The 26,932-nt window shown below is 65.2% G+C and carries 11 protein-coding genes; 6 read left to right on the top strand and 5 right to left on the bottom strand.

Going from position 1 to position 26,932, the window contains the following annotated elements; translation table 11 throughout:
* Positions 1-12: 12 nt before the first annotated feature.
* A complete protein-coding gene (locus tag ACT9T4_RS07805) occupies positions 13-12,090 on the bottom strand; it encodes an Ig-like domain-containing protein (RefSeq protein WP_499116340.1) in 12,078 nt (4,025 codons plus the stop codon).
* A 508-nt stretch (positions 12,091-12,598) separates the two neighbouring features.
* The gene (gene zwf / locus ACT9T4_RS07800; RefSeq protein WP_197077025.1) at positions 12,599-14,044 is read right to left on the bottom strand and encodes a glucose-6-phosphate dehydrogenase; all 1,446 of its coding nucleotides are present in this window, start codon (positions 14,042-14,044) and stop codon (positions 12,599-12,601) included.
* 154 nt (positions 14,045-14,198) lie between these two features.
* Between zwf and hexR the strand changes: the two genes are divergently transcribed.
* From hexR to ACT9T4_RS07785, 3 genes are all read left to right on the top strand, one after another.
* Positions 14,199-15,071 (top strand): transcriptional regulator HexR, encoded by an 873-nt coding sequence (hexR, locus tag ACT9T4_RS07795; RefSeq protein ID WP_179539417.1) that lies wholly within the window; start codon positions 14,199-14,201, stop codon positions 15,069-15,071.
* Between the two features lie 86 nt (positions 15,072-15,157).
* On the top strand, positions 15,158-15,346 hold the full coding sequence (locus tag ACT9T4_RS07790) for a PA3496 family putative envelope integrity protein (protein WP_042555851.1): 189 nt from the start codon (positions 15,158-15,160) through the stop codon (positions 15,344-15,346).
* A 95-nt stretch (positions 15,347-15,441) separates the two neighbouring features.
* Complete coding sequence (locus ACT9T4_RS07785) at positions 15,442-17,628, top strand: patatin-like phospholipase family protein (protein WP_499116337.1); 2,187 nt, start codon at positions 15,442-15,444, stop codon at positions 17,626-17,628.
* Positions 17,629-17,634: 6 nt separating this feature from the next.
* Here ACT9T4_RS07785 and ACT9T4_RS07780 read toward each other — a convergent pair whose 3' ends face one another.
* Complete coding sequence (locus ACT9T4_RS07780) at positions 17,635-20,349, bottom strand: DEAD/DEAH box helicase (RefSeq protein ID WP_499116335.1); 2,715 nt, start codon at positions 20,347-20,349, stop codon at positions 17,635-17,637.
* Between the two features lie 211 nt (positions 20,350-20,560).
* Here ACT9T4_RS07780 and ACT9T4_RS07775 point away from each other — a divergent pair, with 211 nt between their 5' ends.
* The 3 genes from ACT9T4_RS07775 to ACT9T4_RS07765 are packed head-to-tail and all read left to right on the top strand — an operon-like array spanning position 20,561 to position 26,141.
* The gene (locus ACT9T4_RS07775) at positions 20,561-21,697 is read left to right on the top strand and encodes an efflux RND transporter periplasmic adaptor subunit (RefSeq protein WP_156152773.1); all 1,137 of its coding nucleotides are present in this window, start codon (positions 20,561-20,563) and stop codon (positions 21,695-21,697) included.
* On the top strand, positions 21,697-24,780 hold the full coding sequence (locus tag ACT9T4_RS07770) for an efflux RND transporter permease subunit (protein ID WP_499116354.1): 3,084 nt from the start codon (positions 21,697-21,699) through the stop codon (positions 24,778-24,780). The genes ACT9T4_RS07775 and ACT9T4_RS07770 overlap by 1 nt, the downstream gene beginning before the upstream one ends.
* On the top strand, positions 24,777-26,141 hold the full coding sequence (locus ACT9T4_RS07765) for a TolC family protein (protein ID WP_499116333.1): 1,365 nt from the start codon (positions 24,777-24,779) through the stop codon (positions 26,139-26,141). Before ACT9T4_RS07770 ends, ACT9T4_RS07765 begins: the two co-directional genes overlap by 4 nt.
* A 68-nt stretch (positions 26,142-26,209) precedes the next feature.
* Here ACT9T4_RS07765 and ACT9T4_RS07760 read toward each other — a convergent pair whose 3' ends face one another.
* Together ACT9T4_RS07760 and ACT9T4_RS07755 are read right to left on the bottom strand one after the other, a co-directional pair.
* Positions 26,210-26,599 (bottom strand): response regulator, encoded by a 390-nt coding sequence (locus ACT9T4_RS07760; protein WP_042555856.1) that lies wholly within the window; start codon positions 26,597-26,599, stop codon positions 26,210-26,212.
* 28 nt (positions 26,600-26,627) lie between these two features.
* Positions 26,628-26,861, bottom strand: coding sequence for a Flp family type IVb pilin (locus ACT9T4_RS07755; RefSeq protein WP_499116331.1), 234 nt, complete (start codon positions 26,859-26,861; stop codon positions 26,628-26,630).
* Positions 26,862-26,932: the final 71 nt, after the last annotated feature.

Here is a 26,932-nt window from a genome sequence, read left to right as displayed (position 1 = left end):
ACGGCTTCCCTATCAACTGACCACGACCTGTACCGTATTCTCTTCCACCAGCAGCGTGGTGCTTCCGTAGGTATAGACGTCGTAGGTGATGCCGTCGATCTGCTGCGCCCCGGTTTTCAGCGCGCTGGCCGTGAGGTTGAGCACGTCATTGCTTTCGCCGGTGATCTGCAGGGTGTTTCTCGAATCGGTCATGGCGTCGACGGCGGCTGCGGTGAGGGTCAGCGTGCTGCCCGAATCACCGGTACCGAGATCGATGCGCTCGATGTTGCTGAAGGTGCCGATTCCCGCGGCCCCGTAGTTGATGTCGATCCCGCCATCGAAGACCACCGTGTCGAAACCGGTCCCGCCATCGACGTTGCCGAAGTTGGTGGCCTTGATCTGAATGGTGTCGTTGCCTGCGCCTGCGTCCACCCGGTCGCCGGAGCCGACATTGAGGATCAGGTCATTGCCGAGCCCGGCGAAGATCCGCTCGCCGGCGATGGTCGCGTTACCGGAGAGGATGTCGTCCGCTGCCGTGCCATCGACCCGCACGCTGCCGATGGTCAGGCCGAGCAGGCCCAGTGGGTCGAGGTCGACGGTGTACACGCCGCTGGTCTTGCCCGCGGAAGTGGCGGTGATGCGCAGCGCCAGATCGCCGCCGAGGTTGAGGATGTTGGTGAGCGACAGACCGAGCTGGCTGAGCACCGTGGGGCTGAGCAAGTTGAGCGAGAAATTGCCATTGGCGTCGGCAGCCAGCGGGGCGACGCCGATGTAGCCGACCGGGGTCAGCACTTCGACGGCCAGTGCGGCACCCGCCACGGTCTTGCCGCTGACGCCCAGCCGGGCAGCGGGAAGATTGAGCAGATTGAGATTGGCGTCCACGGCCAGGTTGCCCAGGGTGATGGGTTGCTGCTGCAGGCTGGTACCCAGGCCCAGGGTCGCGACGTTGCTCTGGTTGCCCGCCTGATCCCTGGCGGACACCGAAACCTGGGCGCTGAGCAGTTGGCCGTAGCTCAGGCCGATGTTCAGCCCGGTGAGCAGATTCACCGAGGCCAGGCCCGCGTTGTTGGCGGTGACCGTGGCGGTGGCCACCGTACCGCCCAGGTCGATACGGACCGTCAGTTCACTGTTCGGCTCACCGGAAATGGTCAGCAGGTTACCGACCAGACCGAGCACCGGAGAGGACGGCGCGATTGTATCGACGGTGAAGTTCGCCGTCTGGGAGTTGGCGCCATTGTTGACATGCGCCGTCACCGAAGCCGCCCCTTGGGGGAAGCTGCCAGCGGGTGGCACGACCGACACCACGGCGCTGCCTGCCAGAGCCTCGGCGGCGGTCACGGTATGGGCCTGATTGAACTGGTAACCACCCGTGCCGGTGTAGGTGACGGTGACCACGTCACCGGCGCGCACGCCGGTGGCCAGGCCAACGCGCACCTGGATGCCATCCGCCGCTTCGGCAGCATTGATGTAAGTATCGGCCGCCTCGGCAACGCTGATGGTCGGCGCTGACAGGTTGGGCGCGTTGGTGCCCGCCGATGCGCTGACGTTACCCGCCGCGTCGATGGCCGTCACGCCGATGGGCTGGCCGGCCACCAGTGCCGGGATCAGTATGGCGGCGAAGGTACCCGCTGCGGTGGCCGTCACCGTGATCGGATTGGCGACGTTGCCATTGACCACGATACGCACCTGGCTGCCGGCCTCGGCGTTGCCGGTGAGCAGCGTGCCGTCCGCGGTAACGAACAGGTTGCTTGGCGCGTTGGGTGCCTGGCTGTCGATGTTGGTGGTCGCTGCAGTGCTGGTATTGCCCGCTGCATCCCTCGCAACCACGGTCACCGTGGTGCCGTTGGCCAGCGGCGCTGCGGGTGTGAAGCTCCAGGCGCCGCCGGCATTGGCGGTGGTTTGACCGAGCGCGGCGCCGCCCGGGCCGGTGAGGATCACGGTACTGCCTGCTTCGGCAGTGCCGGTCAGCAGGGTGCCCTTGCTGGGTTGAATGGTTGGCGCTACGGGTGCGACGCCATCGATGGTGGTGCTGATCGAGCCGCTGGTATTGCCAGCGGCGTCGCGGGCCACCGCCTTGACCACGGTGCCATTGCTCAGCGTACTACCCGGCGCGAAGCTCCAGTTGCCGCTGGCGTTGGTGAGCGCCGTGCCGATCGGTGCACCTCCTGCGCCAGTCAGTAGCACCGTGCTGCCGGCTTCCGCCGTGCCGCTGAGCAGGGCACCATTGCTCGGCTGAATGGTCGGCGCTACCGGTGCCACGGCATCGATGGTGGTACTGACCGAGCCGCTGTTGTTGCCGGCGGCATCTCTGGCTATCGCCGTTACCACCACGCCGTTGGCCAGCGCCGGGCTGGGCGAGAACGACCAGGCGCCGCTGCCATTGGCAGTGGTGGTGCCGATCTGCACGCCGCCCGGGCCGGTGAGAATGACCGTGCTGTTCACCTCTGCGCTACCGCTCAGCAGCGTGCCGTTGCTGGCCAGGATGGTCGGGGCCGCAGGCGCTACGGCATCGACGGTGACGCTGGCCGATGGGCTGGTGTTGTTGGCTGCATCCCGGGCGACCACGGTGACCTGAGTGCCATTGGCCAGCGGTGTACCGGGGTTGAGGCTCCAACTGCCGCTGGCAGTGGCGGTGGTGATACCGATTGGCGCACCCCCGGGACCGGTGAGGATCACCGTGCTGCCTGCTTCGGCCGTGCCGGTGAGCAGGGTGCCATTGCTGGCCTGGATGGTTGGCACCGCTGGCGGCACGCTGTCGATGACGATGATCGCCGGCGCGCTGACATTGTTGGTGGCATCGGTGGCGGTGACGCTGACCGAGGTGCCATTGGCGATGGCCGGTGAAACCGGCAGCACCCAGTTTCCGGTGATCGGATCGGCGATGGTCTGGCCGAGTTGCTGGCCGCCAACGCTGACGGTGATGGTGCTGCCCGGTTCAGCGCTACCGCTGAGCAGGCTGCCGTTGCTGGGCGCGACGACGGGCAGGTCCGGTCCGGAGTCGTCCACCGTCACGCTAGCCGAGCCACTCGTGTTACCTGCGGCGTCTACGGCGATCGCGGTGACCAGCGTGTTGTCCGGCAGCGCCAGGGGCGGGGTGAAATGCCAGTTGCCGTTGGCATCGGCGATGACCTGGGCGATCTGTACGCCCCCTACGCTCAACCGCACCGTGCTGCCCGCCTCTGCGGTACCACTCAGATCGACACCATTGCTGGCGGCGATGAAGGGCGTCTGAGGCGCGATGGCGTCGACACTGGTGCTGGCCGAGGCGCTGAGGTTGCCTGCCGCATCCCGCGACACCACGGTTACCAGGGTGCCGTGGCCCAGTGCCGTGCCCGGCGTCAGGCTCCAGGCGCCATTGGCATCGGCGGTGAGCGTCGCGAGGGGGCTGCCATTGGCGGTGGTGAGGATGACGGTACTGCCAGCCTCTGCGGTACCCCGCAGCAAGACGCCATTGGTGGCGTCGATGGTTGGTGCAACAGGTGCCACGGCGTCGATGCTGACGCTGGCGGACGCTCCCGTGTTGCCTGCCGCATCCCGGGCGCTGACGCTGATCTGGGCGCCGTGCTGCAGCGGCGTTTGTGGGCTGAAGCTCCAGGCCCCGCCCGGACCCGCTATGGTCTGACCGATGACCACCCCTCCAGGGCCGGTGAGGATCACGGTACTGCCGGCCTCGGCAGTACCGGTCAGCGACACGCCATTGCTCGGTTGCACGGTCGGCATGACGGGCGCCACGGTATCGATCACCAGGCTCGCGGATGGCCCGGTGTTGCCCGCCGCATCGCGTGCCACCACGGTGACCTGGGTGGTGTTGGTGAGTGCCACGGGGGGGATGAACGACCAGTTGCCCGCACCGTCGACCTGCGCCTGACCAATGGCGACGCCGCCAGCGCCGGTGATGATCACCGTACTGCCGGCCTCTGCCGTCCCGCTCAGGATGACGCCGTTGCTGGCACCGATGGTTGGCGCTCCGGGTGCCTGTGCATCGACCGTCGCAGTGGCGGCGGTGCTGACGTTGCCTGCCACGTCGGTGGCCGTGGCACTGATCTGCGTGGCATTGCTCAGCGCCGTGCCCGGGGTCAGTGACCAGTTGCCGTTGGCGTCCGCCAGAGCGGTACCGATGCTGTTGCCGGCCACCCGTATGGTCACCGTGCTACCGGCTTCGGCGCTGCCGCTGATGACCAGACCATTGCTTGGACTGATCAGAGGCGCGGAGGGCGCGATGCTGTCGATCAGCGTGCTGGCTGGGGCGCTCTGGTTGCCCAGTGCGTCGCGGGCCACCACAGTGACCAACGTGCCGTTGGCCACCGCCGAGGCGGGCGTGAAGCTCCAGTTGCCACTGGCATTGGCCGTGGTGGTGCCGATTGCGGCGCCGCCCGGGCCGGTGATGATCACCGTGCTGTTGGCTTCGGCAGTACCGCTCAGCAGCACGCCATTGCTCGGATTCACGGTGGGGTGATCCGGCACCTGCGAGTCGATGACCGTGCTCGCCGATGGGCTGGTATTGCCCGCCGCATCCCGGGACACCACGCTGACCTGAGTGCCGTTCGGCACCGCGGTCGTGGGAGTGAAACTCCAGGTGCCGCCCGCGTTCGCCGAGGTCTGGCCGATGATGCTGCCGCCCGGGCCGGTGATGATCACCGTGCTGCCGGCTTCCGCAGTGCCACTGAGCTCGATGCCGTTGCTGGGCGAAATGGTCGGGGCAACCGGGGCGACACTGTCGATGGTGATGCTGACTGCGGCGCTGGTATTGCCCACGGCATCCCGGGCGATTGCGCTGATCAGCGCGCCATTGGGCAGTGCAGGCGAGGGCGTGAGTGTCCAGGTTCCATCGGCCGTGGCGGTGGCCTGGCCGATGATGCGCCCGTTGGCATCCGTGACCACCACCGTGCTGCCTGCTTCGGCGCTACCGCCAAGCTGCGTGCCATTGCTGGCATCGATCGTCGGTGTGGCCGGTGCCAGCGCATCGATGGTGGTGGCTGCCTGACCGCTGGTATTGCCGGCGGCATCGCGAGCCACTGCCGTGACCACGGTGCCGTTGGCCAATGCACTGCCCGGCGTGAACGCCCAGTTGCCGTTGGCGTCGGCAATGACCTGGCCAATGGCGACGCCACCCGAGCCAGTGAGAATCACCGTGGCTCCCGCTTCGGCGGTGCCACTCAGCTGCGTGCCGTTGCTGGCGCTGATGGTGGGGGGATTGGGCGCGACCGCGTCGATGGTGCTGGTGATCGCCCCGCTGGTATTGCCCGCGGCGTCCCGGGCGACCACGGTCACCACGGTGCCGTTGGCGATTGCCGTGGGCGGCGTGAATGTCCAGTTGCCCTGGGCGTCGGCAACGACCTGGCCGATGACGGCACCAGCGGCACCGGTGATGATGACCGTGCTGCCAGCCTCGGCGCTGCCACTGAACGTAATGCCATTGCTCGATTGCAGGGTTGGGACGCCGGGTGCCACGGCATCCACGGCCGTGCTGGCCGGGGCGCTGATGTTGCCGGCGACGTCACGGGCCACCACCGTGACCACGCTGGCATTGGCCAGCGCCGGGGAAGGGCTCAGGGACCAGTTGCCATTCGCATCGGCGGTGGTCTGGCCGATCACCCGACCGTTGGCATCGGTGACAATCAGGCTGATACCGGCCTGCGCGGTACCCGAGAGCAGGGCTCCATTGCTCGGATCGAGGGTAGGCGCATCGGGGGCGACGTTGTCGATGGTGGTGCTGGCCGAAGCGCTGGTGTTGCCAGCGGCGTCGCGGGCTACGGCGGTCACCAGGGTGCCGTTGCTCAGCGCCGCGCCCGGCGTGAATGTCCAGTTTCCATTCGCATCGGCGATGATCTGGCCAATGCCGATACCGCCACTGCCGCTGAGGATCACGGTACTGCCGGCTTCGGCGGTGCCGCTGAGCAGGCTGCCATTGCTCGGGTCGATCGTCGGCGCTGCCGGGGCGATGCTATCGATGATGCTCGTGGCAGGCGCGCTGTCGTTCACGCCATCGTTGGCGACTGCGGTGACTACGGCGCCATTGGGCAGCGCCGCGGGGGGAGTGAAGCTCCATTCACCTTGAGCGTTCACGCTGGCCTGGCCGATGGAGGTGCCATCGGCAGCGGTGAGTATTACCGTGGTGCCCAGTGGGGCCGTTCCGCTCAGTTGCAGGCCGTTACTCGGATCGATGGTAGGCCGTGCTGGCAGGTCGGCTTCCACGCTGATCGTTGCAGGACCGCTCTGGTTGCCTGCCGCATCGGTGGCGATGACCGAAACCGAGGTGTTGTCGGGCAGTGGCGTGCCCAGCGGGATCGTCCAGTTGCCATTGGCGTCGACCGTCGCTTGCAGATTGAGATCCGCCGGGCTGGTTACGGTGATCGTGGTGCCGGGTTCGCCCGTACCGCTCAGTTCCAGCCCGTTGCTTGGATACAGATCAGGAGCATCGGGCGCCAGGTTGTCGATGGTGGTGGATGCTGCCGGACCGGTATTGCCGGCTGCATCGCGAGCGCTCACGGTGATGGTGATGCCATTACCCAGCGCAGGATTCAGTGCATAGGACCAGTTGCCGCCTTGGTCTACGGGTATTTCAATCGCGGCAGCCCCTCCGATGCCGAGCAGCAGCGTGCTGCCCGGCTCGGCGGTGCCGCTGAGGGTGGTCCTGCCGTCGCTGGGAGAAATCGTCGGTGCGTCCGGTGCGATGGCATCGACGGTGACGGATGCCGATGGGCTGGTGTTACCGCTGGCATCACGGGCGACCACGGTGACTGGCGTGCCATCGAGAAGCGGATTGGCCGGGCTGAACGTCCAGCCGCCGTCGACGTCCGCGGTGGCCTGGCCGATGAGCACACCGCCGGGGCCGGTGATGATGACGATGCTGCCGGCTTCGGTGATACCACTGAAGCTACTGCCATTGCTGGCGTCGATGCTGGGTTGCAGGGGCGCATTGGTATCGATGGTGACGATGGCGGAGGGCTGGCTGATGTTGCCTGCTGCATCGGTCGCCGTGACCTGAATCTGGTTTCCATCGATCAGGGTATTGGGCGGTGTGGGCGAGAACGACCAGTTGCCTTGGGCATCGGCCACCACGCTGCCGATTTCGGTCTGCTGGCCGTTGACCAGCAGCTTGATGCTGACCGTGCTGCCGGCTTCGGCAGTGCCGCTCAGCAACGTGCTGGTACCCACCACGATCACCGGTGAACCGGGGGCCGCGGCATCGATCTCGATGGTTGCTACAGGGCTGAAATTGCCGGAAGCATCGCGAGCCACCGCGCTGACGGGGGTCAGGTCTGCCAGCGGGGCGCTCAGGGGATAGGTCCAGACGCCGTTCGAGTCGACACCGACTTCAATCGCTGGCGCGGTGCCGATGGTGAGCAACAGCGTGGTTCCGGGTTCGGCAGTACCGCTGAGCAGGGTCTTGCCATCGCTCGGGGCCAGGGTGGGTGTTGCCGGGCCGACCGCATCGACGATCACGGCAGCAGGAGCGCTGGTGTTGCCGGCACTGTCACGGGCGACCACGGTGACCTGAGTGCCGTCGAGCAACGGGTTGGTTGGCGTGAATGCCCAGGTATTGTTGCCGTCTGCGATGGTCTGGCCGATGACGACGCCACCCGGCCCGGTGATGAGGACGGTACTGCCCGCTTCAGCGCTACCGCTGAGGATGCTGCCGTTGCTGGGTTGAATCACCGGGGTGGCGGGGGCCAGAGCATCGATTGTGACACCCACCGAGGCGCTCTGGTTGCCGGTGGCATCCTGCGCGACGATGCTGATCGCGGTGCCATCGGGCAATGCAGCGGGCGGCGTGAAGCTCCAGGTGCCGTCAGCGGCGACCAGGGTCTGACCGATGACGGCGCCGTCGACGCTGATGATCAGAAGGCTCCCCGCTTCGCCGGTGCCGCTGAGCAGTGTGCCGTTGCTGGGCCCCACGCTCGGTGCGTTCGGTGCCTGGCTGTCGATGGTGACGCTGCTGGCCGCACTGGTGTTGCCGGCGGCATCGCGGGCGACCACGTTGACCTGGGTGCCATTGCCGATTGCGCCGGTGGGTATGAAGGTCCAGTTGCCATTGGCGTCGGCAGTGACCTGGCCGATGCTGGCGCCGCCAGCCCCGGTGAGGATCACGGTACTTCCCGGTTCGGCGCTGCCGCTGATTTCACTGCCATTGCTCAGGGCGACGGTGGGGGCTGCGGGGGCGACGCTATCGATCGTCAGCGACGCGGCCGGGCTGGCGTTGCCGCTGGGGTCCGTGGCGATGACCCGGATTTGCGCGGCGTTGGGTATCGGCGTGGCGAGGGGGATGCTCCAGGTGCCATTTGCGCCCACCACCGTTTCGGCTATCAGGTTGCCGGCCAGATCCCTGATGGTCAGGGTGCTGCCTGGCTCTGCGCTACCGCTAAGTACACGGCCATTGCTTGGATCGAGAAGCGGAGCGGCGGGTGCGCTCGCATCGATGATCACGCTTGCCGATGGACTGGTATTGCCGGCCGCATCGCGCGCGACCACGCTGATCTGCGCGTTGTCGGCCAACGCGGGGGACGGCGCCAGGGTCCAGTTGCCATTCGCATCGGCGGTGGCTCGACCAATGACCCGACCATTGGCGTCGCTGACGATCAGCGTACTGCCTGCTTCTGCGGTTCCGCTCAACAGGGTGCCGCTGCTGGGCAACAGGGTGGGCGTCTGCGGGGCGACGCCATCGGTGGTGGTCGTGGCTGCTGCGCTCTGGTTACCGGCGGCATCACGAGCGACAACGCTCACCAGCGTGCCGTTGGCCAGTGCCGTACCCGATTGGAATGTCCAGACGCCCTGATCATTGGCAGTGGCCTGGCCGATGCTGGTGCCACCCGGGCCGGTCAGAATCAGCGTGCTACCGGCTTCGGCGGTGCCGGTCAGCAGGCTGCCGTCGCTTGGCTGGATGGTCGGCGTGGCCGGCGCGATGCTGTCGATCACGGTGATCGCCGGTGCGCTGCTGACGCCATTGGCGTTGACCGTAGCGCTGACGCTGGTGCCGTTGGCCAGTGGCGCGGCCGGGCTGAAGTTCCAGACCCCGTTCGCATCGGCGCTGGTCTGGCCGATGGCGACACCGCCTGCGCCAGTCAGCACCACGGTCGCCCCGGCCGTTGCGGTACCGCTGAGCGCGCTGCCGTTGCTGGGGGCGATGGTTGGGCGTGCCGGCAGCGCGATATCGATGATGGTTCCGCCAGCGGTGCTCTGATTGCCCGCCGCATCGGTGGCGGTCACTGCCACCGATGCGCCATTGGGCAATGGGCTGGTCGGGGTGACCGTCCAGTTGCCATTGGCATCGGTTGTCGCCGTCTGTTCGGGGTTGCCCGGGGTGGTGACGGTCACGGTGCTGCCCGGCTCGGCGGTGCCGCTCAGAATGTCGCCGTTGCTGGGGTGCACCACGGGCGCTGCCGGAGGCTGGCTGTCGACACTGCCATTGACCGGTGCGCTGCTATTGCCGCTGGGGTCCTGTGCCACCACGGTGACCGGGGTGCCATTGGCAATGGGTTGGCCTGGCAGGTAGGTCCAGTTTCCATCGTTGCCCACGCTCACCTGCACGGCGGGATCGTTGCCGATGGTGATGATGACCGTACTGCCGGGTTCGGCGGTGCCACTCAGTGCGTTGCCTCGCGAAGGTGCGAGCGTGGGCGCTTGTGGCGCTTCTGCGTCCACCACGCCGGTGGCCGGTACGCTGACGTTGCCGGCCTCGTCACGGGCGCTCACGCTGATCGGGGTGTCATGGCCGAGGGGTTGGGTTGGCGTGATGCTCCAGTTGCCGTTGGCGTCGGCGATGGTTGCGCCGATGATCACCCCGCCCGGACCGCTGACGGTCACCGTGCTGCCGGCTTCGGCGGAGCCGCTGATGGTGATGCCATCGGTTGCATCGAGCGTCGGAATGGTCGGCGGATCGCGGTCGATGACCACGGTGGCTGGAAGGCTGGTATTGCCGACGGCGTCACGCGCCGTCACCTCGATGCTGGTCCCGTCGCTCAGTGGCGTGGTGGGGATGAAACTCCAGTTACCGTCCGCATCGGCAGACGTCTGCCCGATCAGTTGGCCATTGCTGTAGATCAGGATGATCTTTGCGCCGGCTTCGGCCGTCCCCGTCAGCACTTCGCCGTTGCTGGGCTGCACCACGGGCGCTTGGGGCGGCGCGGCATCGACGGCGATGGTGGTGCTGGCGCTTTCGCCCTGGGCGTTCTGGGCGATGGCGTTGATCACCGAGCCATTGGCCAGAGGCACTGCTGGCGTGATCGACCAGGCGCCGCTGCCATTGGCTGTGGTCTGGCCGATAAGGCCGCCATTGGCGTCTCTGACGATGATGATGCTGCCGGCATCAGCGGTGCCGGAAATGACCGTACCGTTGCTCGCGGTGATGACCGGGGCATTGGGCAGTGCGTTGTCGACGGTCACCGAGTCGGCAGGGCCGGTATTGCCTGCGGCATCGCGTGCCGCAGCGCTGACCAGGATGCCATTGGCGACAGGTGGGCTTGCGGTGAAGCTCCAGTTGCCGTTGGCGTCTACCAGGGTCTGGCCAATCACGGCGCCAGCGGCGCTCAGTATCAGGGTGCTGCCGGCCTCGGCCGTGCCGCTGAAAACCACGCCGTTGCTGTTGCCGATCTGTGGCGCCAGCGGCGGGCTGGCATCGATGGTCAGGGCGGTGGGCGGGCTGCTGTTGCCAGCCCGGTCGGTTGCGACCACGCTGACTAGCGTTCCATCGGCCAGCGCCACAGCCGGGCTGTAGTACCAGAGCCCACTGGCGTCGGTGGTGACCGTTACCGCTGGGGTGCTGCCGATGGTCAGGGTGATGGTGCTGTTGGCTTCCGCCGTGCCGCTCAGCAAGGTGCCGTTGCTGACCTCCACGGTGGGCGCGTCGGGAGGGCTGCGATCGATCACGATACGGATGATCGGTGAGCGAATGCCCTGCACGTTGATCACCGACATGTCGACCAGGGCACCGTCCGCCCAGGGGACGTTCGGAGTGAACGTCCAGTTGCCATTGGCATCGGCAGTGGTCTGGCCGAGCAACGAGCCATCTGGGTTGGTGAACTCCACTGTCGCGTCCGGCGGCGCGGTGCCTGTCAGTTGGGCACCATTGCTTGGCTCGACCGTCGGGGCTTCAGGTGCCAGCACGTTCGGCGCGGCGATGGTCGCCGTCTGGCCCTGATTGCCCGCGCCATCGATGACCCATACCGCGATGGTCTCGCCAGCTACCAGCGGTGGGTTCAGGGTGAACGTGAAGCGCCCGTCGGGCCCGGCGATGGCGAAGCTGTCGGCGATACCGTCACCATTCAGATCGATCTCGACGCGCGCGCCAGGCTCGGCGAGCCCAGTCAGCACATCCCCTTCGGCAGACACCTGCAACTGGCTGGCCGGGTCCGGTGCGCTGATGTCGGGTGCGACCACCTGCGCTGCGGGGCTGGTAGCGCCCGCCGCATTGACCACCACCACGCTGACCGCCTCGCCGTTGGTCAGCGGCGGTACGAACGACACCACGAAGCGCCCGTCGTTATCCACCGTGGCGGTGTAGTCGACGTTGCCATCGCCGTTCACATCCACTCGCACGGTCGTGCCAGCTTCGGCGCTGCCGGTCAGCAGGCGGCCGTCCGGACTGACCTGCAGGTTGCTCGCAGCGGATGGGGCGACCGGGGTTGCGCCGCCGTTGTCGTTGTTGCTGTCTCTGCTGCTGATCTCATCGGCCACCACCACACCACCGGCGATCGCCACGCCACCGATGAGCGCAGCGGTGCCCAGACCCAGGGCGCCGCCGGTGGTTGCCGCCGCGGACGTCAGCGAGGTGAATCCGGACAGGGTGGTTTCCGATGCATAGGACGCGGCGAGGATGCCGTCGGAGGCGGCTTGCGAGAGGTCTACCGCGATCAGTTGCTCTTCCTCACCCACCAGGAACAGCTGGCTTGGCTGTTCGACGGGTGAATAGAAATTACTGATCCGCAGTACTTCCCCATCCTGCATCTGCACGACCAGATCCATGCCTTCACGGCTGTAACTGGCGACGGATTCCGGAGCGATATTCAGTGCGACGTTGCTGCTCTGACTTAGCGGTAACGTGTTGCTGACAGTGCGCTCGGTTGCTTGAGCGACTTGCTGGTCAATAGGGGCGACCTTAGCCTGTACAGCCATGAAGATTTCTCCCAATCCTTAACTTTCGACTTCCATCGAATTCCTGACTTCACTTCGGGAGTAACCCGTACTTCAGTTGCACCAGATAAGACGACCGCTACTTAAACCTAGCGGTCGAATCGCAAGCATGTAGAGAGAAGTGATACTTTTTTGGAATAGTGTTCCGGTATTTTTAGGCCCTAAAGCTATTTAATACCAACGGATTAATGCCAGATTTTTATAATGAAAATCCCAAGTATATGTTTTGGTTGTTTATTTTTTTAATTTCTATTGGCGAAATTTTTAGTCGAGAAATGAATATGCAGTTTTCCTTTGAAAAAGAGTCATTTCTGAACTATGCCGCTGCAACAGCGGCATTTATATAAGGTTCAATTGTTTTGATCGGGGATGGACTGACACGGCGCAATATAATGGCCAATGGCCAATGGCTTACAGGCGGTATCGGTATTCGGAGTTACAACTTTGCTTACCAACGGTTAATGAATGATCGATAACTGGCCGTTCCCGATCATTCGATCCATTCGCGGCCATGCCGCTCCAGCAAGTGCTGCAATTGTTCTGGCCCGTTGCTGCCGGCAGGATAAGGGCGTGGGCTCTGATAATGCTGATTCCAGCCCTTGATGATCGGATCGATCCATTGCCAGGCGGCTTCCACTTCGTCACGGCGCATGAACAGCGTCGAATCACCTTCGATGACATCCAGCAACAGGCGCTCGTACGCATCCCAGCGTCGTTGTTTGTTGAAGGCATCGGCCAGGTTGAGGTCCAGCTCGACCGGTTTCAGGTGCATGCCCTTGCCGGGGTTCTTGGCCATCAGCTGCAGGCTGATGCGTTCCTCGGGCTGCAGACGGATCAGCAGCTGGTTGGCTTCGCCATTACCGAATAACTGGTGGGGGACGGGTTTGAACTGGATGAGGATTTCCGACGTCTTGCGCGCCAGCCGCTTGCCGGTGCGCAGGTAGAAGGGCACGCCTGCCCAGCGCCAGTTGTTGATCTCGGCCTGCACGGCGACGAAGGTTTCGGTGTCGCTGTCGTTGTCGACGTTCTTCTCGAAGTAATAGGCAGGCACTTCCTGGCCGCCGATCCTGCCGGCGGCGTACTGGCCGCGTACGGTCTTGTCGCGCACGTCGAGCCCGGTGATGGGCTTCAATGCTTCGAGAATCTTCACCTTCTCGTTGCGCACCGACTCGGCGTCGAAGCGCACCGGGGCTTCCATTGCCACCAGGCAAAGCAGCTGCAGCAGATGGTTCTGCACCATGTCGCGCATCGCTCCGGCCTGGTCGTAATAGGCGCCGCGGTTTTCCACGCCCAGGGTCTCGCAGACGCTGATCTGCACGTGGTCGATGTGCCCGGCGCGCCACACGGGCTCGAACAGGGCGTTGGCGAAGCGCAGCGCCATCAGGTTCTGCACGGTTTCCTTGCCCAGGTAGTGGTCGATGCGAAACACCTGGGATTCGTCGAAAACCGCCCCGATTCCCGTGTTGATCTCCAGGGCCGATTGCAGTGAATGGCCGATGGGCTTTTCCAGCACGATGCGTGCGCGGGGGCCGGCCAGGCCTGCAACCTTGAGGTGCGAGGCGATGTCTTCGAACAGATTGGGCGCGGTGGCCAGGTAGTAGACCCTCACCCGTTCCCGATCATTGCCCAGGTACTTGGCCAGGCGGCCGAAGTCGGCGCTTTGCGAGGCGTCCATGACGAAGTAGTCGAGACGCTCGGCGAACGCTTGCCAGGTTTGCTCATCGAAGTCGGCGCGTGCCACCTGTACGCGGCAGTGGCGCTCGGCGAGGGCCTGGTAGGCCGCGCGCGCGTGATTGCTGCGGGCCAGGGCGAGAATACGGGTGTCGCGATGCAGGCGACCGTCGCGATGCAGGTAATAAAGCGCAGGCAGCAGTTTGTGCAGGGCCAGATCGCCAGTGCCGCCGAAAACCAGCATGTCACAGGAATTGCTCAGCATGGGAACTCCGAATCGGTTTGTCCGTGCGAGGGCGTCAGCCTTGTAGTATAACTACAAGCACACTACACCCCCGGCGCATCTCGATCATAACCGAGTCGTGACACCTCTAAAGTCCAGCCGGCGTCTTCATCACTTTTCAGTCGAGTCTCTGCCAGTGAATTTGTTGCAGCACATTGCCCAGTCACGCCACCTCCTGCGCAAGTCGGAACTCAAGGTGGCCGATCATGTGCTACTCGATCCTGCGGCGGTGATGCACAGTTCCATGGCGGAGCTGGCGCATTCCGTGGGCATCAGCGAACCAACCATCGTGCGCTTCTGCCGCGCCATCGGCTGCAGCGGTTTTCAGGATCTCAAGCTCAAGCTGGCGCAGAGCCTGGCGGCTGGTGCGAGTTTCGGTCAGTTCGCCATCCATGAAGACGATTCGGTCGCCGACTTCAGCATGAAGATCTTCGACACCACGCTGCATACCCTGATCGAGGTGCGCGAGAAGCTCGATCCGGTGGCACTGGAGAAGGCCATCGGGCTGTGCTCCCAGGCGCAGCGCATCGAGTTCTACGGTTTTGGCGCGTCCGGTGCCGTGGCGGCCGATGCCCAGCACAAGTTCTTCCGCCTGCTGCTCAATGCCGCGGCCTACTCCGACCCGCACATGCAGGCGATGTCGGCGATTACCCTCAAGCCGTCGGATGTCGCGGTGTGCATCTCCCAGTCCGGGCGCTCCAAGGATCTGCTGACCACGGCCAACGTGGTACGTGAAGCCGGTGCTTCGCTGATCGCCCTGTGCCCGGGGCAGACGCCGCTGGCCGATCTGGCCACGGTCAATCTGGCCATCGACGTGCAGGAAGACACCGAGATCTACACACCGCTGGCCTCGCGCATCGCCCACCTGGTGGTGATCGACGTGCTCGCCATGGGCGTGGCCATGGCCCGTGGCCCGAGCCTGGTCAACCACCTCAAGAGCGTCAAGCGCAGCCTGCGCAGTCTGCGGCTGTCGGCGAAGTCGATAAAGAATCACGAAGAAGGCGCCTGAGTTCACCTCAGCGTCACCGCATTGCCCTCAAACTGTCATGGCACTGGCTGAATCTGGTCTCCCGTTATTCAACCTGGAGACCTGCCATGGCTCGCCATGTGGATGAAGCGCAACAGCATGAACAGAGTGTGGTGAAAGCCCGGCGCAAGCTGCTCGACGAGCAGCGCATGCGCTACCGCCGCGCCATCGAGGCGTATGGCGAGAACCGTCGGCTGCAGTCCGAGATCGCCAGTTTCCACGACCCGTTCTCCGGTGAATCGCACCGCTTGCACTGAGTGAGCTGAACAGCCGCGTCGTGTGCCGCACATCTTGGTGATCAGGCTCCTATAATGGCGCCCTTGTCCTGATCGCCCACCGCCAGGGATGTGCCATGCGTCGTCGTCTGCTCGTTCTGCTGCTCCTGTTCTTCCCGCTGTTCGCCGTCGCGCAAAGTGCGCAGCCCAAGGTCGGCCTGGTGCTGTCCGGTGGTGCCGCGCGCGGGCTGGCCCATATCGGTGTGCTCAAGGCGCTGGAAGAGCAGGGCGTGCAGATCGATGCCATCGCTGGCACCAGCATGGGCGCGGTGATCGGTGGGTTGTACGCGTCGGGCTACAGCATCGCCGAGCTGGAAGACGTGGCGCTGAACATGGATTGGCGGCAGGTGCTGTCCGACGATCCGCCGCGCACCGATATGCCGTTCCGCCGCAAGCAGGATGACCGCGACTTTCTCATCAAACAGCGCCTGAGCTTCCGTGACGACGGCAGCCTGGGCCTGCCGCTCGGCGTCATCCAGGGCCAGAACCTGGCCCTGCTGCTCGAACGTCTGCTGGTACGCAGCAGCGATGTGCGTGACTTCGACCGTTTGCCCATTCCATTTCGCGCCGTGGCCACCGATATCGCCAACGACCAGAAGGTGGTCTTTCGCAGCGGTCACCTGCCCCAGGTGATCCGCGCCAGCATGTCGATCCCTGCGGTATTCGCGCCGGTCGAGCTGGACGGTCGCCTGCTGGTCGACGGCGGCATGGTCGACAACATTCCCGTGGACGTGGCCCGCGACATGGGCGTGGATCGGGTCATCGTGGTGGACATCGGCACCCCGCTGAAGCCGCGTAAAGAGCTGCTCACCGTGGTCGACGTGCTCAACCAGTCGATCACCATGATGACCCGGCGCAATTCCGAAGAGCAGTTGGCGACGCTGCAGGCCACCGACGTTCTGGTGCAGCCGAACATGGCGCCCTTCGGGGTGACCGATTTCGGCCGCGGCGAGGAACTGATCGAAGCCGGCTACCAGGCTGCAAAGGCCTTGCAGCCACGCCTGACACCGCTGGTGCGACGCAGTGGCGGCAACCCGGCCCTTACGCTGGCGCGCAGTGCCGAGCGGCGCACCCCGGTGATCAACGCGATCCAGGTGGATAACGATTCCAAGGTCGGCGACGAGGTGATCCGCAACTATATCGGCCAGCCCCTCGGCGAGCCTCTGGACATGGCCGGGCTGCAGCGTGACATGGGGACGCTGTACGGTCTCGATTACTTCGAGCGGGTGCAGTACCGGGTGGTCAGCCACGAGGGAGAAAACACCCTGGTGATCGATGCGCGGGAGAAACGCACTGGCACCGATTACCTGCGCCTGGGCCTGAATCTCTCCGACGACTTCAATGGCGACAGCGTCTTCAATCTGGGCGCCAGCTTCCGCAAGAACGGCATCAACCGGCTGGGTGCCGAATGGCTGACCCGGGTGCAACTGGGCGATCGCCAGGAGCTTTACAGCGAGTTCTACCAACCGCTGGACGTCGGTTCGCGCTGGTTCGTGGCGCCCAACCTGTATGCCGAAGCGTGGAACGTCGACGCCGTGCTCGACAATGACCCGATCGCCGAATACCGGGTGCAACGCTACGGCTACGGGCTCAATGTGGGCCGGCAGATCGCCAACAACGGCGAGATCCGTTTCGGTATCGGCCAGGCCTGGGGGGAAGCGGAGGTACGTATCGGCGAGCGCGATCAGCCGGAGTTCAGCTTCACCGAGGGCTACTACGAAATGCAGTACTCCTTCGACACCCTCGACAACGTCGACTTCCCCCACGACGGCGAAGAGATCGGCCTGCACCTGCGCCAGTACGATGCCAGCCTCGGTGCCGACGACCGCTATCGGCAATGGGAGTTGAAACTGGACAAGGCCTTCAGCCAGGGGCCACATAGCCTGCTGCTTGGTGGCCGCTACGGGCGCACGCTGGACGACGCCGAGGTGGTCACCTCGAGCTTTCAGCTGGGCGGCGCCCAGCAGTTGTCCGGTTTCCGTCAGGATGCCTTGGCGGGGCAGAACATCAGCCTGGCACGGGCGGTGTACTACCGGCGCATGACGCCGCGCTCGTTCCTGCCGCTGGACTTCCCGATCTACCTCGGTGCCTCCCTGGAGCGCGGCCGGGTGTGGAACAACGACAATGCCTTCGACAGCGGCTACATCAATGCGGCGAGCGTTTTCCTCGGCTACGAAACGCCGCTGGGGCCGCTCAACTTCAGCTACGGGCTGAATGACCAGAACGAAAAGGCGCTGTACCTGAATCTGGGCAGCAGCTTCTGATTCCGCCTAGAGGCGCTGCAACAGCGCCTGCAGGGCCAGCTCCGGTTCCTGGCGCCACAGGCCATAGCTCAGTGGCACGATTTCCAGGCCTGCGCGCGCCAGCACACGGTAGCGCTCGAGCTCGAGGAAGCCCTCGCCTTCGCCCGGAAAGCCGATCAGGTCGATGGCCAGGCACTTGTCGCCGCGCTGGCAGAATACGTCGAGAAGCAGGCCGGCCAGGGGATAACGTGTCCAGGTGGAGACGCCCTGCGCCTGCAGCGCCGTGCACAGGGCGCGTTGGAAGTCGTCCTGGTCGGGCTGGCCATGCGGCGCCACCGCCTGATCGGCCAGGCTTTCCAGATAGCGGCGCAGCAGGTGCTCGCTCGGTAACTGACGCTCGTCGCCGCTGAACAGCAGCACCTGGCGCTCCCGGGCACGGGTGATGGCGACGTTGAACATGTCCTGGCGGTTCAGATAGGCCGCGGCCTGGCTGGAGCTGGCATCGATGGCGAAGCTGATGATCATCAGGTCGCGTTCCTCGCCCTGAAAACCGTAGGGCGTATCCACCAGCAGGCGAAAGTAGCGAAGGCGCTGCAGGTCGAGGCCGGCGATACCCTGACGGATCGCCTCGACCTGATCGCGAAACGGCGACAGTACGCCAATCGCCGGTTTGACCGGGCTGTCGGCGTAGCGGCTCATGTGTTCGTCGATCAATTGCAGCACGCGCTGCACTTCCTGTTCGTTGACGCCGTTGTGCCCGCGTTCGCCAGGCAGGCGCTGCAGTTGCAGACTGTCGCAGTGGCTCAGCCCCGGGCGCTCCTTCATCACCCGCAGGCGGCTGTCGTAGAAGCGCTGGTTGCTGAACCGGATCAGTGCCGGGCGACTGCGGAAGTGCTCGTCGAGAAAGGTCAGCGCGGCCTGCTCGGGGAGGTGCAGGCCAACCAGATCCAGCACACTGTTGTCGCGGTAGCTCCAGCGCTCGCGCTGGTCGACCGGCAACCCGCAGCGCTGCAGCAGTTGCGTTTCACGATTGCGCGAGAGGAACGATAGGTGCCGCAACTGCCTGGCGTCCCCGGTGATCACCGCTCGACGGCAGCGCTGGAAGGCCGGCAGCGCCGAGGCGATATCGCACTGGGTGGCTTCGTCCATGACCATCACGTCGAACAGGCCGGCCTTCAGGGGCAGCAGGCGGTGCAATTCATCCAGCGTCACCACCCAGATAGGGAAGGCAGCCAGCAGCCGCTGTGGATCGATGTCCTCGAACAGCGCCAGCTGGCGTTGCGACTGGCGTGCGCGAATCGCCTGGTTGTACTGCACGAACAACTGCCGATCGGTTGCCAGCAGACGCTGCAGGCGCGAGGTGCGGCGGGTATTGAGGTAATCGCGGCTGAGGCGCTCGCGGCGCTGCTGACATTCGCGCAGTTCATCGAGCAGTAGCCAGGGCCGTACGCTGTCACGCACGCGCCGACGCACCCAGGGCAACAGCAGGTGGCGACGCCAGAACCCCAGGGCGCCGCGATCGGCACGCAGAATCAGCCGGCTCCAGCGCAGCGCCTGGTCACCACGCTTGCCGAGCGCCGCTGCCAGACGGCGTTCTTCGTCGATCAGGCGCCGCAGCGCTTGCTCCTGTTGGCGTTCCGCATCCTGATCGATTGGCGTCAGTTCGCCCTGCAAAAGGCTGCTCAGACGCTCGCGCAGGTTTTGCTGAAGGCTGCGGCCATCGCCCTCGAGTACCGCATCACGCAGGCCGAAGTCTTCACGCAGCTTCTGCCCGATGACCCGCACCGCCTGCTCGCTGCGACTGACCAGCAATACCGTTTCACCGTGCAGATAACGATCCAGGGCCAGTGCAGCCAGGGTGTAACTCTTGCCGGTTCCGGGTGGGCCGGATACCTGGCTCAGCGGATAGCGAGCCGCGTTGGCCAGGGCCTGGCTCTGTGCGTTGCTGAGCTGGGCCGGCAATGCGTAAGGGCTGCTGGCGCCCTGGCTTGCGCTGGGCACCGGTGCCCCGAGCAGTTGGCGCAATGGCGCAGACCAGTCCTTGCCCTCCTGCAATTGTTGCAACTCGTGGACGATGCCACGGCTGCCGCTGCCCCGCGGGACCAGCGCGACCATGGCCGCCGAGCGCAGTGACAGGCTGCGACGACGCAGCGCCTTGTCCACCGCCTGCTGGTCCTCCAGGGCTGGAAAGCCACTGGCGGCGAGCACATCGGCAACCCGGGTGCGGCGGCTGATCCAGCCGAGCAGATCGGCGAGCCCGTGAGCATCGAGTGGCGCATCGGCCAGTGGCAGGTCATCGAGCGAGCCGCTGTCGTCGTCGGCCAGCAGCTGGCGCAGCAGCCGCCAGTTCGCCAGAGGCTGCGCGGTATCGATGGCCAGCAGGTGCGCATCGCCTTCGCTGCCGTTGCTCAGGTTGGCCTCGTAGTACACCAGCGGAGCGCAGAACGCAGTGGTTGGCCCTGTGCCCGTGCTCAGCCGACCGCATACCGGCAGTACGCCGTAGATCAGTTGCAGCTCGCGCTGATAAAGCTGCTGCTGACGCTCCAGCTCGGCGCCGATACCCGGCGGCAGTGCCAGCAGCGGCAGGGCGCCGCTGGCCAGATCTTCGCGGCCGTCCAGCCAGGCACGGCGCTCGGCGGGCAGAGCGACCAGATTGTCGAGGTTCAGGTCACGGCTGTCGGCCAGGTAGGCGCTGCGATAGAAGGTCAGCAGTTGGGCGATCCGTACGTCGTGTTCCTGCATCGTGTTTCCGTCGCGGCCGGTATGGTCAGGCGGCGACTCTACAGCCGTGGCCGCGCTGGTGTCACCGATGCGCATGCAGGCGCTGTAACTCGCGGTTATGTAAATTCGGCAAGCGATAGGGATATTGCCGGAGAAATCCGTTAAAACGTTTGATCCTGAGCGGATCTGCCTGTGCCGCCGGCTCCCCGCTCCCTGACTGTGAAGAAACGGCATGCTCCTGTCCCGAACATCGTTGCTCGTGGTTTCCGTCCTGCTGCTGGGCGCCCTGATCGGGTGGTGGCTGCGCCCGACCACGGCCATTACCGATCAGGCCCCCGGCGCAGTGCCGGTGGTGGTCCACGAAGTGACCCCGGCCGACATCCCGGTGCTGCTGCGAACGCTGGGCCGTGTGCGGGCGCTGAACAGCGTGGAAATTCGTGCCCAGGTCGATGCCACCCTGGTCGAACTGCCGGTTGCCGAAGGGCAGCAGGTGCGCAGGGGCGAGCTGCTGGCGCGCCTCGATGATCGCAGCCTGCGCGCCGCCTTGCAGCAGGCGGAGGCCGAGCGCGGGGTGACCCGTGCGGAGCTGGATATCGCCCGTCTCGATCTGCAGCGCTACCAGAATCTGGTTCGCGAGCGTGCCTCGCCAGCGCAGACCCTGGATCAGCAGAAGGCTCTGGTCGCGCGCCTGCAGGCCACGCTGGCGACCCGCGAGGCGGCGGTGACTGCCGCTCAGGTGCAGCTTTCCTATACACGCATCCAGTCGCCCATCGATGGTCGCCTGGGCATCCGCAACGTGGATGTCGGCAGCCTGCTCAGGGCCAATGACACAGCCAGCCTGTTCTCGGTGGTGCAGACCAACCCCATCGATATCGAGGCGACCCTGCCGCAGCGGCGCCTGCCGGAGCTGCAGCGCCTGCTCGCCGCGGCGGACAGAACCCCGGTTCAGGCATTTCGCGAGGAGGGCGGCACGCTGCTCGGTACCGGCCAACTGGCGCTGATCGACAACCGTGTCGCGCTGGATACCGGCACGCTGCGCTTCAAGGCCCGCTTCGATAACGCCAGTGAGCAGCTGTGGCCGGATCAGTCTGTGGTGGTCACCCTGCAGACCGATCTGCTCGCCCAGGCGTTGTCGGTCCCGCTGGAGGCGATCCGTCAGCGTACCGAGGGCACCTTCGTGTGGCGTTTGCAGGGTGACAAGGTGCAACCGGCAGCGGTGAAGGTGCTGCACGAAGACGAGCAGCGCGCGGTGGTCGAAGGACTGGCTGCAGGTGATCGGATCGTCACCGATGGCCAGTCGCGGCTGCGCCCGGGCGTTACCGTCAGGCGCGTCGAGCCGGCGCCTGTCGCGTCTGGAGATGTACCTTGATGCAGCCGCGCGGGTTCTACGCGCTGTGCATCGCTCATCCGATCGGCATGATTCTGCTGTCCCTGGCGCTGATTCTCGGTGGCATCATCGCCTTCGTTCGCCTGCCCCTGGCGCCACTGCCGGAGGTGGATGCGCCGACCATCGAGATCTCCGCGCAGATGCCCGGTGCCAGCGCTGAAACCATGGCTTCCTCGGTGGCCACGCCACTGGAAGTGCAGCTCAGCGCCATCCCTGGCGTCGACGACATGACCTCGACCAGCTCGCTGGGCCGTGTCGAGCTGATCCTGCAGTTCAATCTCGACAAGGACATCGACGCCGCTGCCCAGGAGGTCCAGGCCGCGATCAACGCCGCTTCGTCACGCTTGCCCAGCCAACTGCCGGAGTTACCGGTGTGGCGCAAGATCAACCCGGCAGACACGCCGATCCTGATCCTTTCGGTCACCTCCGATACGCTCTCGCCCTACGAAGTCAGCGATCTGGCCGAGTCGGCCATCGCCCGCCAACTGAGCCAGATCGAAGGTGTGGGGATGATCCGCCTCAACGGCCTGCAGCGTCCTGCGATCCGCATCCAGGCACGGCCGGAGCGGCTGGTGGCGGCCGGCGTCACCCTGGCCGACATACGCGCGGCGGTGCAGCGTGCCAGCGGCAATCGGCCTACCGGGGCGCTGGTCGGCGAACATCGGTTGTCGACCCTGGACAGCAATGGCCAGTTGTTCGAGGCCGGCGATTACGCCGAGCTGATCGTCGCCTACCGCAACGGCGCCGCGGTGCGCCTGGGCGATGTGGCGAGCGTGGTAGCCGGCGCGGAAAACGCCTACACCCAGGCCTCGCCGGATGGCAAACCAGGTGTCGCGGTGGTCGTGCGCCGTCAGCCGGGTGCCAACATCGTCGCCACCGCCGATGCGGTGACGGCAGCGCTACCGGAGCTGACTGCCGGCCTGCCGGCGGATCTCGAGGTCAAGGTGCTCAACGATCGCACCCGAACCATCCGTGCGTCGCTGCACGAGGCCGAGCTGACCTTGCTGATCGCCGTAGCCCTGGTGATCGGCATCATGGCGCTGTTCCTGCGCCAGTGGTCGGCGACCCTGGTGGTGTTCGCCGTGCTGGCGACCTCGGTGATCGGCTCCTGCGCGGCCATGCTGGCGTTCGGGTTGTCGCTGAACAACCTGACGCTGGTGGCGATCATCGTCGCCGTGGGTTTCATCGTCGATGACGCCATCGTCGTCGTGGAGAACATCCACCGGCATCTGGAGCGCGGCGTCGGCCGGGTCCAGGCGGCCCTCGACGGGGTGCGCGAGATCGGCTTCACCGTGGTGTCCATCAGCCTGTCGCTGGTGGCGGTGTTCATTCCGCTGTTCTTCATGAGTGGCTATGTGGGCCGGCTGTTTCGCGAATTCGCCCTGGCGGCCACCTCGGCGATCATGATTTCCGTGGTCATCTGCCTGACCCTGGCGCCCGCCCTGGCCGCGTTGTGCATGCGCCCGCTGGCCAACCATGGCGGCCCGGGGCCGACCATGCGCCGCGTGCTCGGCGGTTACGAGCGCGTACTGGTCTGGGCACTGGATCACCCGCGCAGCATCCTCACGGTGTTCTTCGCCTGCATCGCCATCAGCGTGGGTGGTTTCGCGCTGATGCCCAAGGGCTTCTTTCCGCTGCAGGACACCGGCTTCATGAATGGCACGGTGCAGGCTTCGGCGGACATTTCCTACGAGGCGATGCGTACCAAGAACCGGCAACTGGTGGACATCCTGCGCAACGACCCCGACATCGTCGCCTTCAATACCGATATCGGTAACGACGGCAGCTACAGCGTCGGCGGCCTCGCCGTGGTGCTCAGCGACCCGGACGACCGTGACGTCAGTGTCGAACAGATCATCGACCGGCTGCGTCCGCAGTTCGCCGCCATCCCCGATCTGCGCGTGACCCTGCGCGCCGCTCAGGACATCAACCTCGGTTCGCGGGCATCGCGGGCCCAGTATCAGTACGTGTTGCGCAGCCGCTCGCTGGAGGAGCTGGCCACCTGGACGCCACGCCTGACCGAAAGGCTGCAGGGCCATGCGCTGTTTCGCGACGTCAACAACGACCTGCAGTTCGACGCCTCGGTAACGCCGGTACAGATCGACCGCGAGGCGGCCTCGCGCTATGGCTTCTCGGCAGCGGATGTCGATGAAGCGCTGTACGACGCGTTCGGGCAGCGCCGAATCAACGAGATCCAGACCGCGTCCAACCAGTATCAGGTGGTGCTTGAGCTGAGCAGCAGCCAGCGCCAGCGGGTGCAGAGCCTGGAGCTGTTCCAGCTGCGTTCGCCGGCAACCGGGCAACTGGTGCCGCTGAGCACCTTCGTGCGGATACTGCCGGCCAAGCCGGCGCCGGTGAGCATCAACCACAGCGGCATGCTGCCGTCGGCCAACCTGTCGTTCAACCTGGCGCCCGACGTCGCCTTGGGCGACGCGGTGGCGGTATTGCGTCAGATCGAGCAGGACATCGGCATGCCGGCCAGCATCGGCGGGCGCTTCAGCGGTGCCGCCCAGGCATTCCAGCAGACCCTGGCCTCGCAGCCCTGGCTGATCCTCGCGGCGCTGATCGCGGTGTACATCATCCTCGGGGTGCTCTACGAGAGCCTGGTGCACCCCTTGACCATCCTGTCGACCATTCCTTCAGCGGGCATCGGTGCCTTGTTGCTGCTCTGGTTGTGGGGCCTGGATTTTTCCATCATGGCGCTGATCGGCCTGATTCTGCTGATCGGTATCGTCAAGAAGAACGGCATCCTGCTGGTCGATTTCGCACTCCAGGCCCAGCGTCAGGGCATGGCGCCGCGGGAGGCGATCCATCAGGCCTGCATGACGCGCTTCCGGCCCATCCTGATGACCACCCTGGCCGCCATGTTCGGAGCGGTGCCGCTGATGCTGGCGTTCGGCACCGGTGCCGAGCTGCGTGAACCGCTGGGCGTTGCCGTGGTGGGTGGCCTGCTGTTCAGCCAGGTGCTGACGCTGCTGACCACGCCAGTGGTTTACCTGATGATGGATCGCCACCTGGCCAGACGCCGTGAGCCGGTTGCCCGACATCAGGAGCTCGCGCCATGAAGCCGCTGCTGCTGATCCTCGTCTGTTTCTCTCTGCTGGCCTGTAGCAGCCGCGAGCCGTTGCCGCCTGCGCAATTGCCAGCGCAGGCCGTGGCGGCCCTGCCGCAAGCCTGGTGGCAAAGCCTGCAGGACCCTGCCCTCGATCAACTGATCACACTGGCGCTGCGCGACAACCTGGATCTGGCGACCGCAACACAGCGTATCCGCGAGCAGCGTGCGCTGCGTCGTCAGGCGACCGGCAACCGTTATCCGAACCTGAGTATCACCGGCAGCCACGAAAAGGGTCGCAGTGCCAGCGATGGTCATGACGAGGACTATTTCTACGGTCTCGACCTGAGCTGGGAGGCCGACCTGTTCGGGCGCCTGAGCGCCTTGCAACGGGCTGCCGATGCCAATCTGCAGGCGGCGGCTGCCGACTATCAGGCGCTGCGCGTCAGCCTGATCGCCGAGGTCGCAGGTACTTATTTGAACTATCGCCTGGCCGAGCGTGAGGTAGAGATCGCTGGGCGTGCCGCTGACAGCCAGGCGCAGATCGCCCGGATCACCCGCGTACGCTTCGATCAGGGCACAGCCAGTGGTTTCGATGTCGAGCGCCTCGATACCCAGCTCGCGGTAACCCGGGCGGCCATCCCCGAAGCGCGGCAGCGTGCTGACGCGGCGCGCTACTCGCTGGCCTATCTGCTCAATGCCGAGCAACCGCGCATCGACGCGCTGCTGGCCGAACAGGCGACTGCGCAGGCGCCCCGTGACGAGCGCCTGCTGCCGCTGCTCGAACTACCCGCCAGCAGCCTGCGTGCTCGCGCTGACGTGCGCGCCGCCGAACTGCGCCTGCTGGCCGCCGACAGCAGTCTGGATGCGGCCAAGGCGCTGCGTTATCCACAGCTGACCCTGGGTGCCCTGATGGGTTTCGAGCAGGGGATCGGCGTGCCCGCCTGGACCCTCAGCGGGCAGGCATTGCAACCGCTGTTCGACTTCGGCCGGGTTACCGCCGGTATCGAGGCCGGCGACGCGCTGCGCGAGCAGGCCTGGCTGGGCTATCAGGCGAGCCTGATTCAGGCGCTGCGAGAAACCCGCAGTGCGATCAGTGCCTATGTGCAGGGGCTCGATCGTCAGCGTCTGCTGGACAATGCCGGTCGCTCCGCTGCCAACGCCACGGCGCTGGCGCAACGGCAATACGACGCCGGTACCGTGTCCCTCATCGAGGTGCTGGATGCCGAGCGTACCCAGTTCGACACCCAGCTCGAACAGCAGCGTGCCTTCACCGATGTGGTGTTGCGATGGGTGGAGATCTATCGAACGCTGGGGCTGGCACCCGCAGGGCCGGCAGATTCGTCAGGCGAGTCGCTGCGCACGCGGGAGTGAGCGGTGTCATCGAGAAGAGGCGTAGAGCGCGGCATGGCTGCTGAAAGGTGAGGATCTTTCTGTGGCGCTCAGGAATTGACTGCCTGGGAGACCGGGAAACGCTGATTGAGCACCTCGATCAGGCGCTCCTGATAGATGGGTTTGGGCAGGAAGTCGACCACCTGCAAAGGCAGCAGCCCAATCACGTCGTTCATGTCCGCATGGCCCGACATGACGATCACCGGCAAGGTCGCATAGTGCGGATTGGCACGCAGATTCTGGATCAGACGCAGGCCGCTTTCCTCGGGCATGCGCAGATCGGTGATCACCAGTGCGATGGCGGGCCAGGTGGCCAGGCACAGCATCGCGGCGCTGACGCTGTTGGCGCAATGACAGTGGAAACCCTCACCCTCGAGCAACTCACCGAGTTCTTCGAGGGCTTCGGTCTCATCATCTACGAGTAAAATATGTTGGCGCATATCGGCTACTCACAATGAATGATGAATATTAGCCGCCACCACCAGCAGCGGCACCGCCACCCGTGCCGGCCCCCGTTGCACCCTGCAAGGTATTCGCTATCGATGTAAACACCGCATTTATATCGGTGCCCAGCGCTGTAGCACCGGTGACGATAACTACCGCGATCAAGGCCGCAATGATCGAATATTCAATAGCCGACGCGCCGTCTTCGTTAGCGAAGAACTCGCGGACTCTTTCGCGAAGGATAATGAGTTTTAACATGTTGGTACTTCCTCTGTAGCCATGCAGGCAGGGACGCCTGTACATGGGGCTTGCAAGGGGAAGTGTAGAAA

It is taken from the genome of Pseudomonas sp. SZ40 (genome assembly GCF_052958135.1).
Note: the sequence above shows the minus strand (reverse complement) of the source record. Positions and strands in the feature narration are given on the sequence as shown.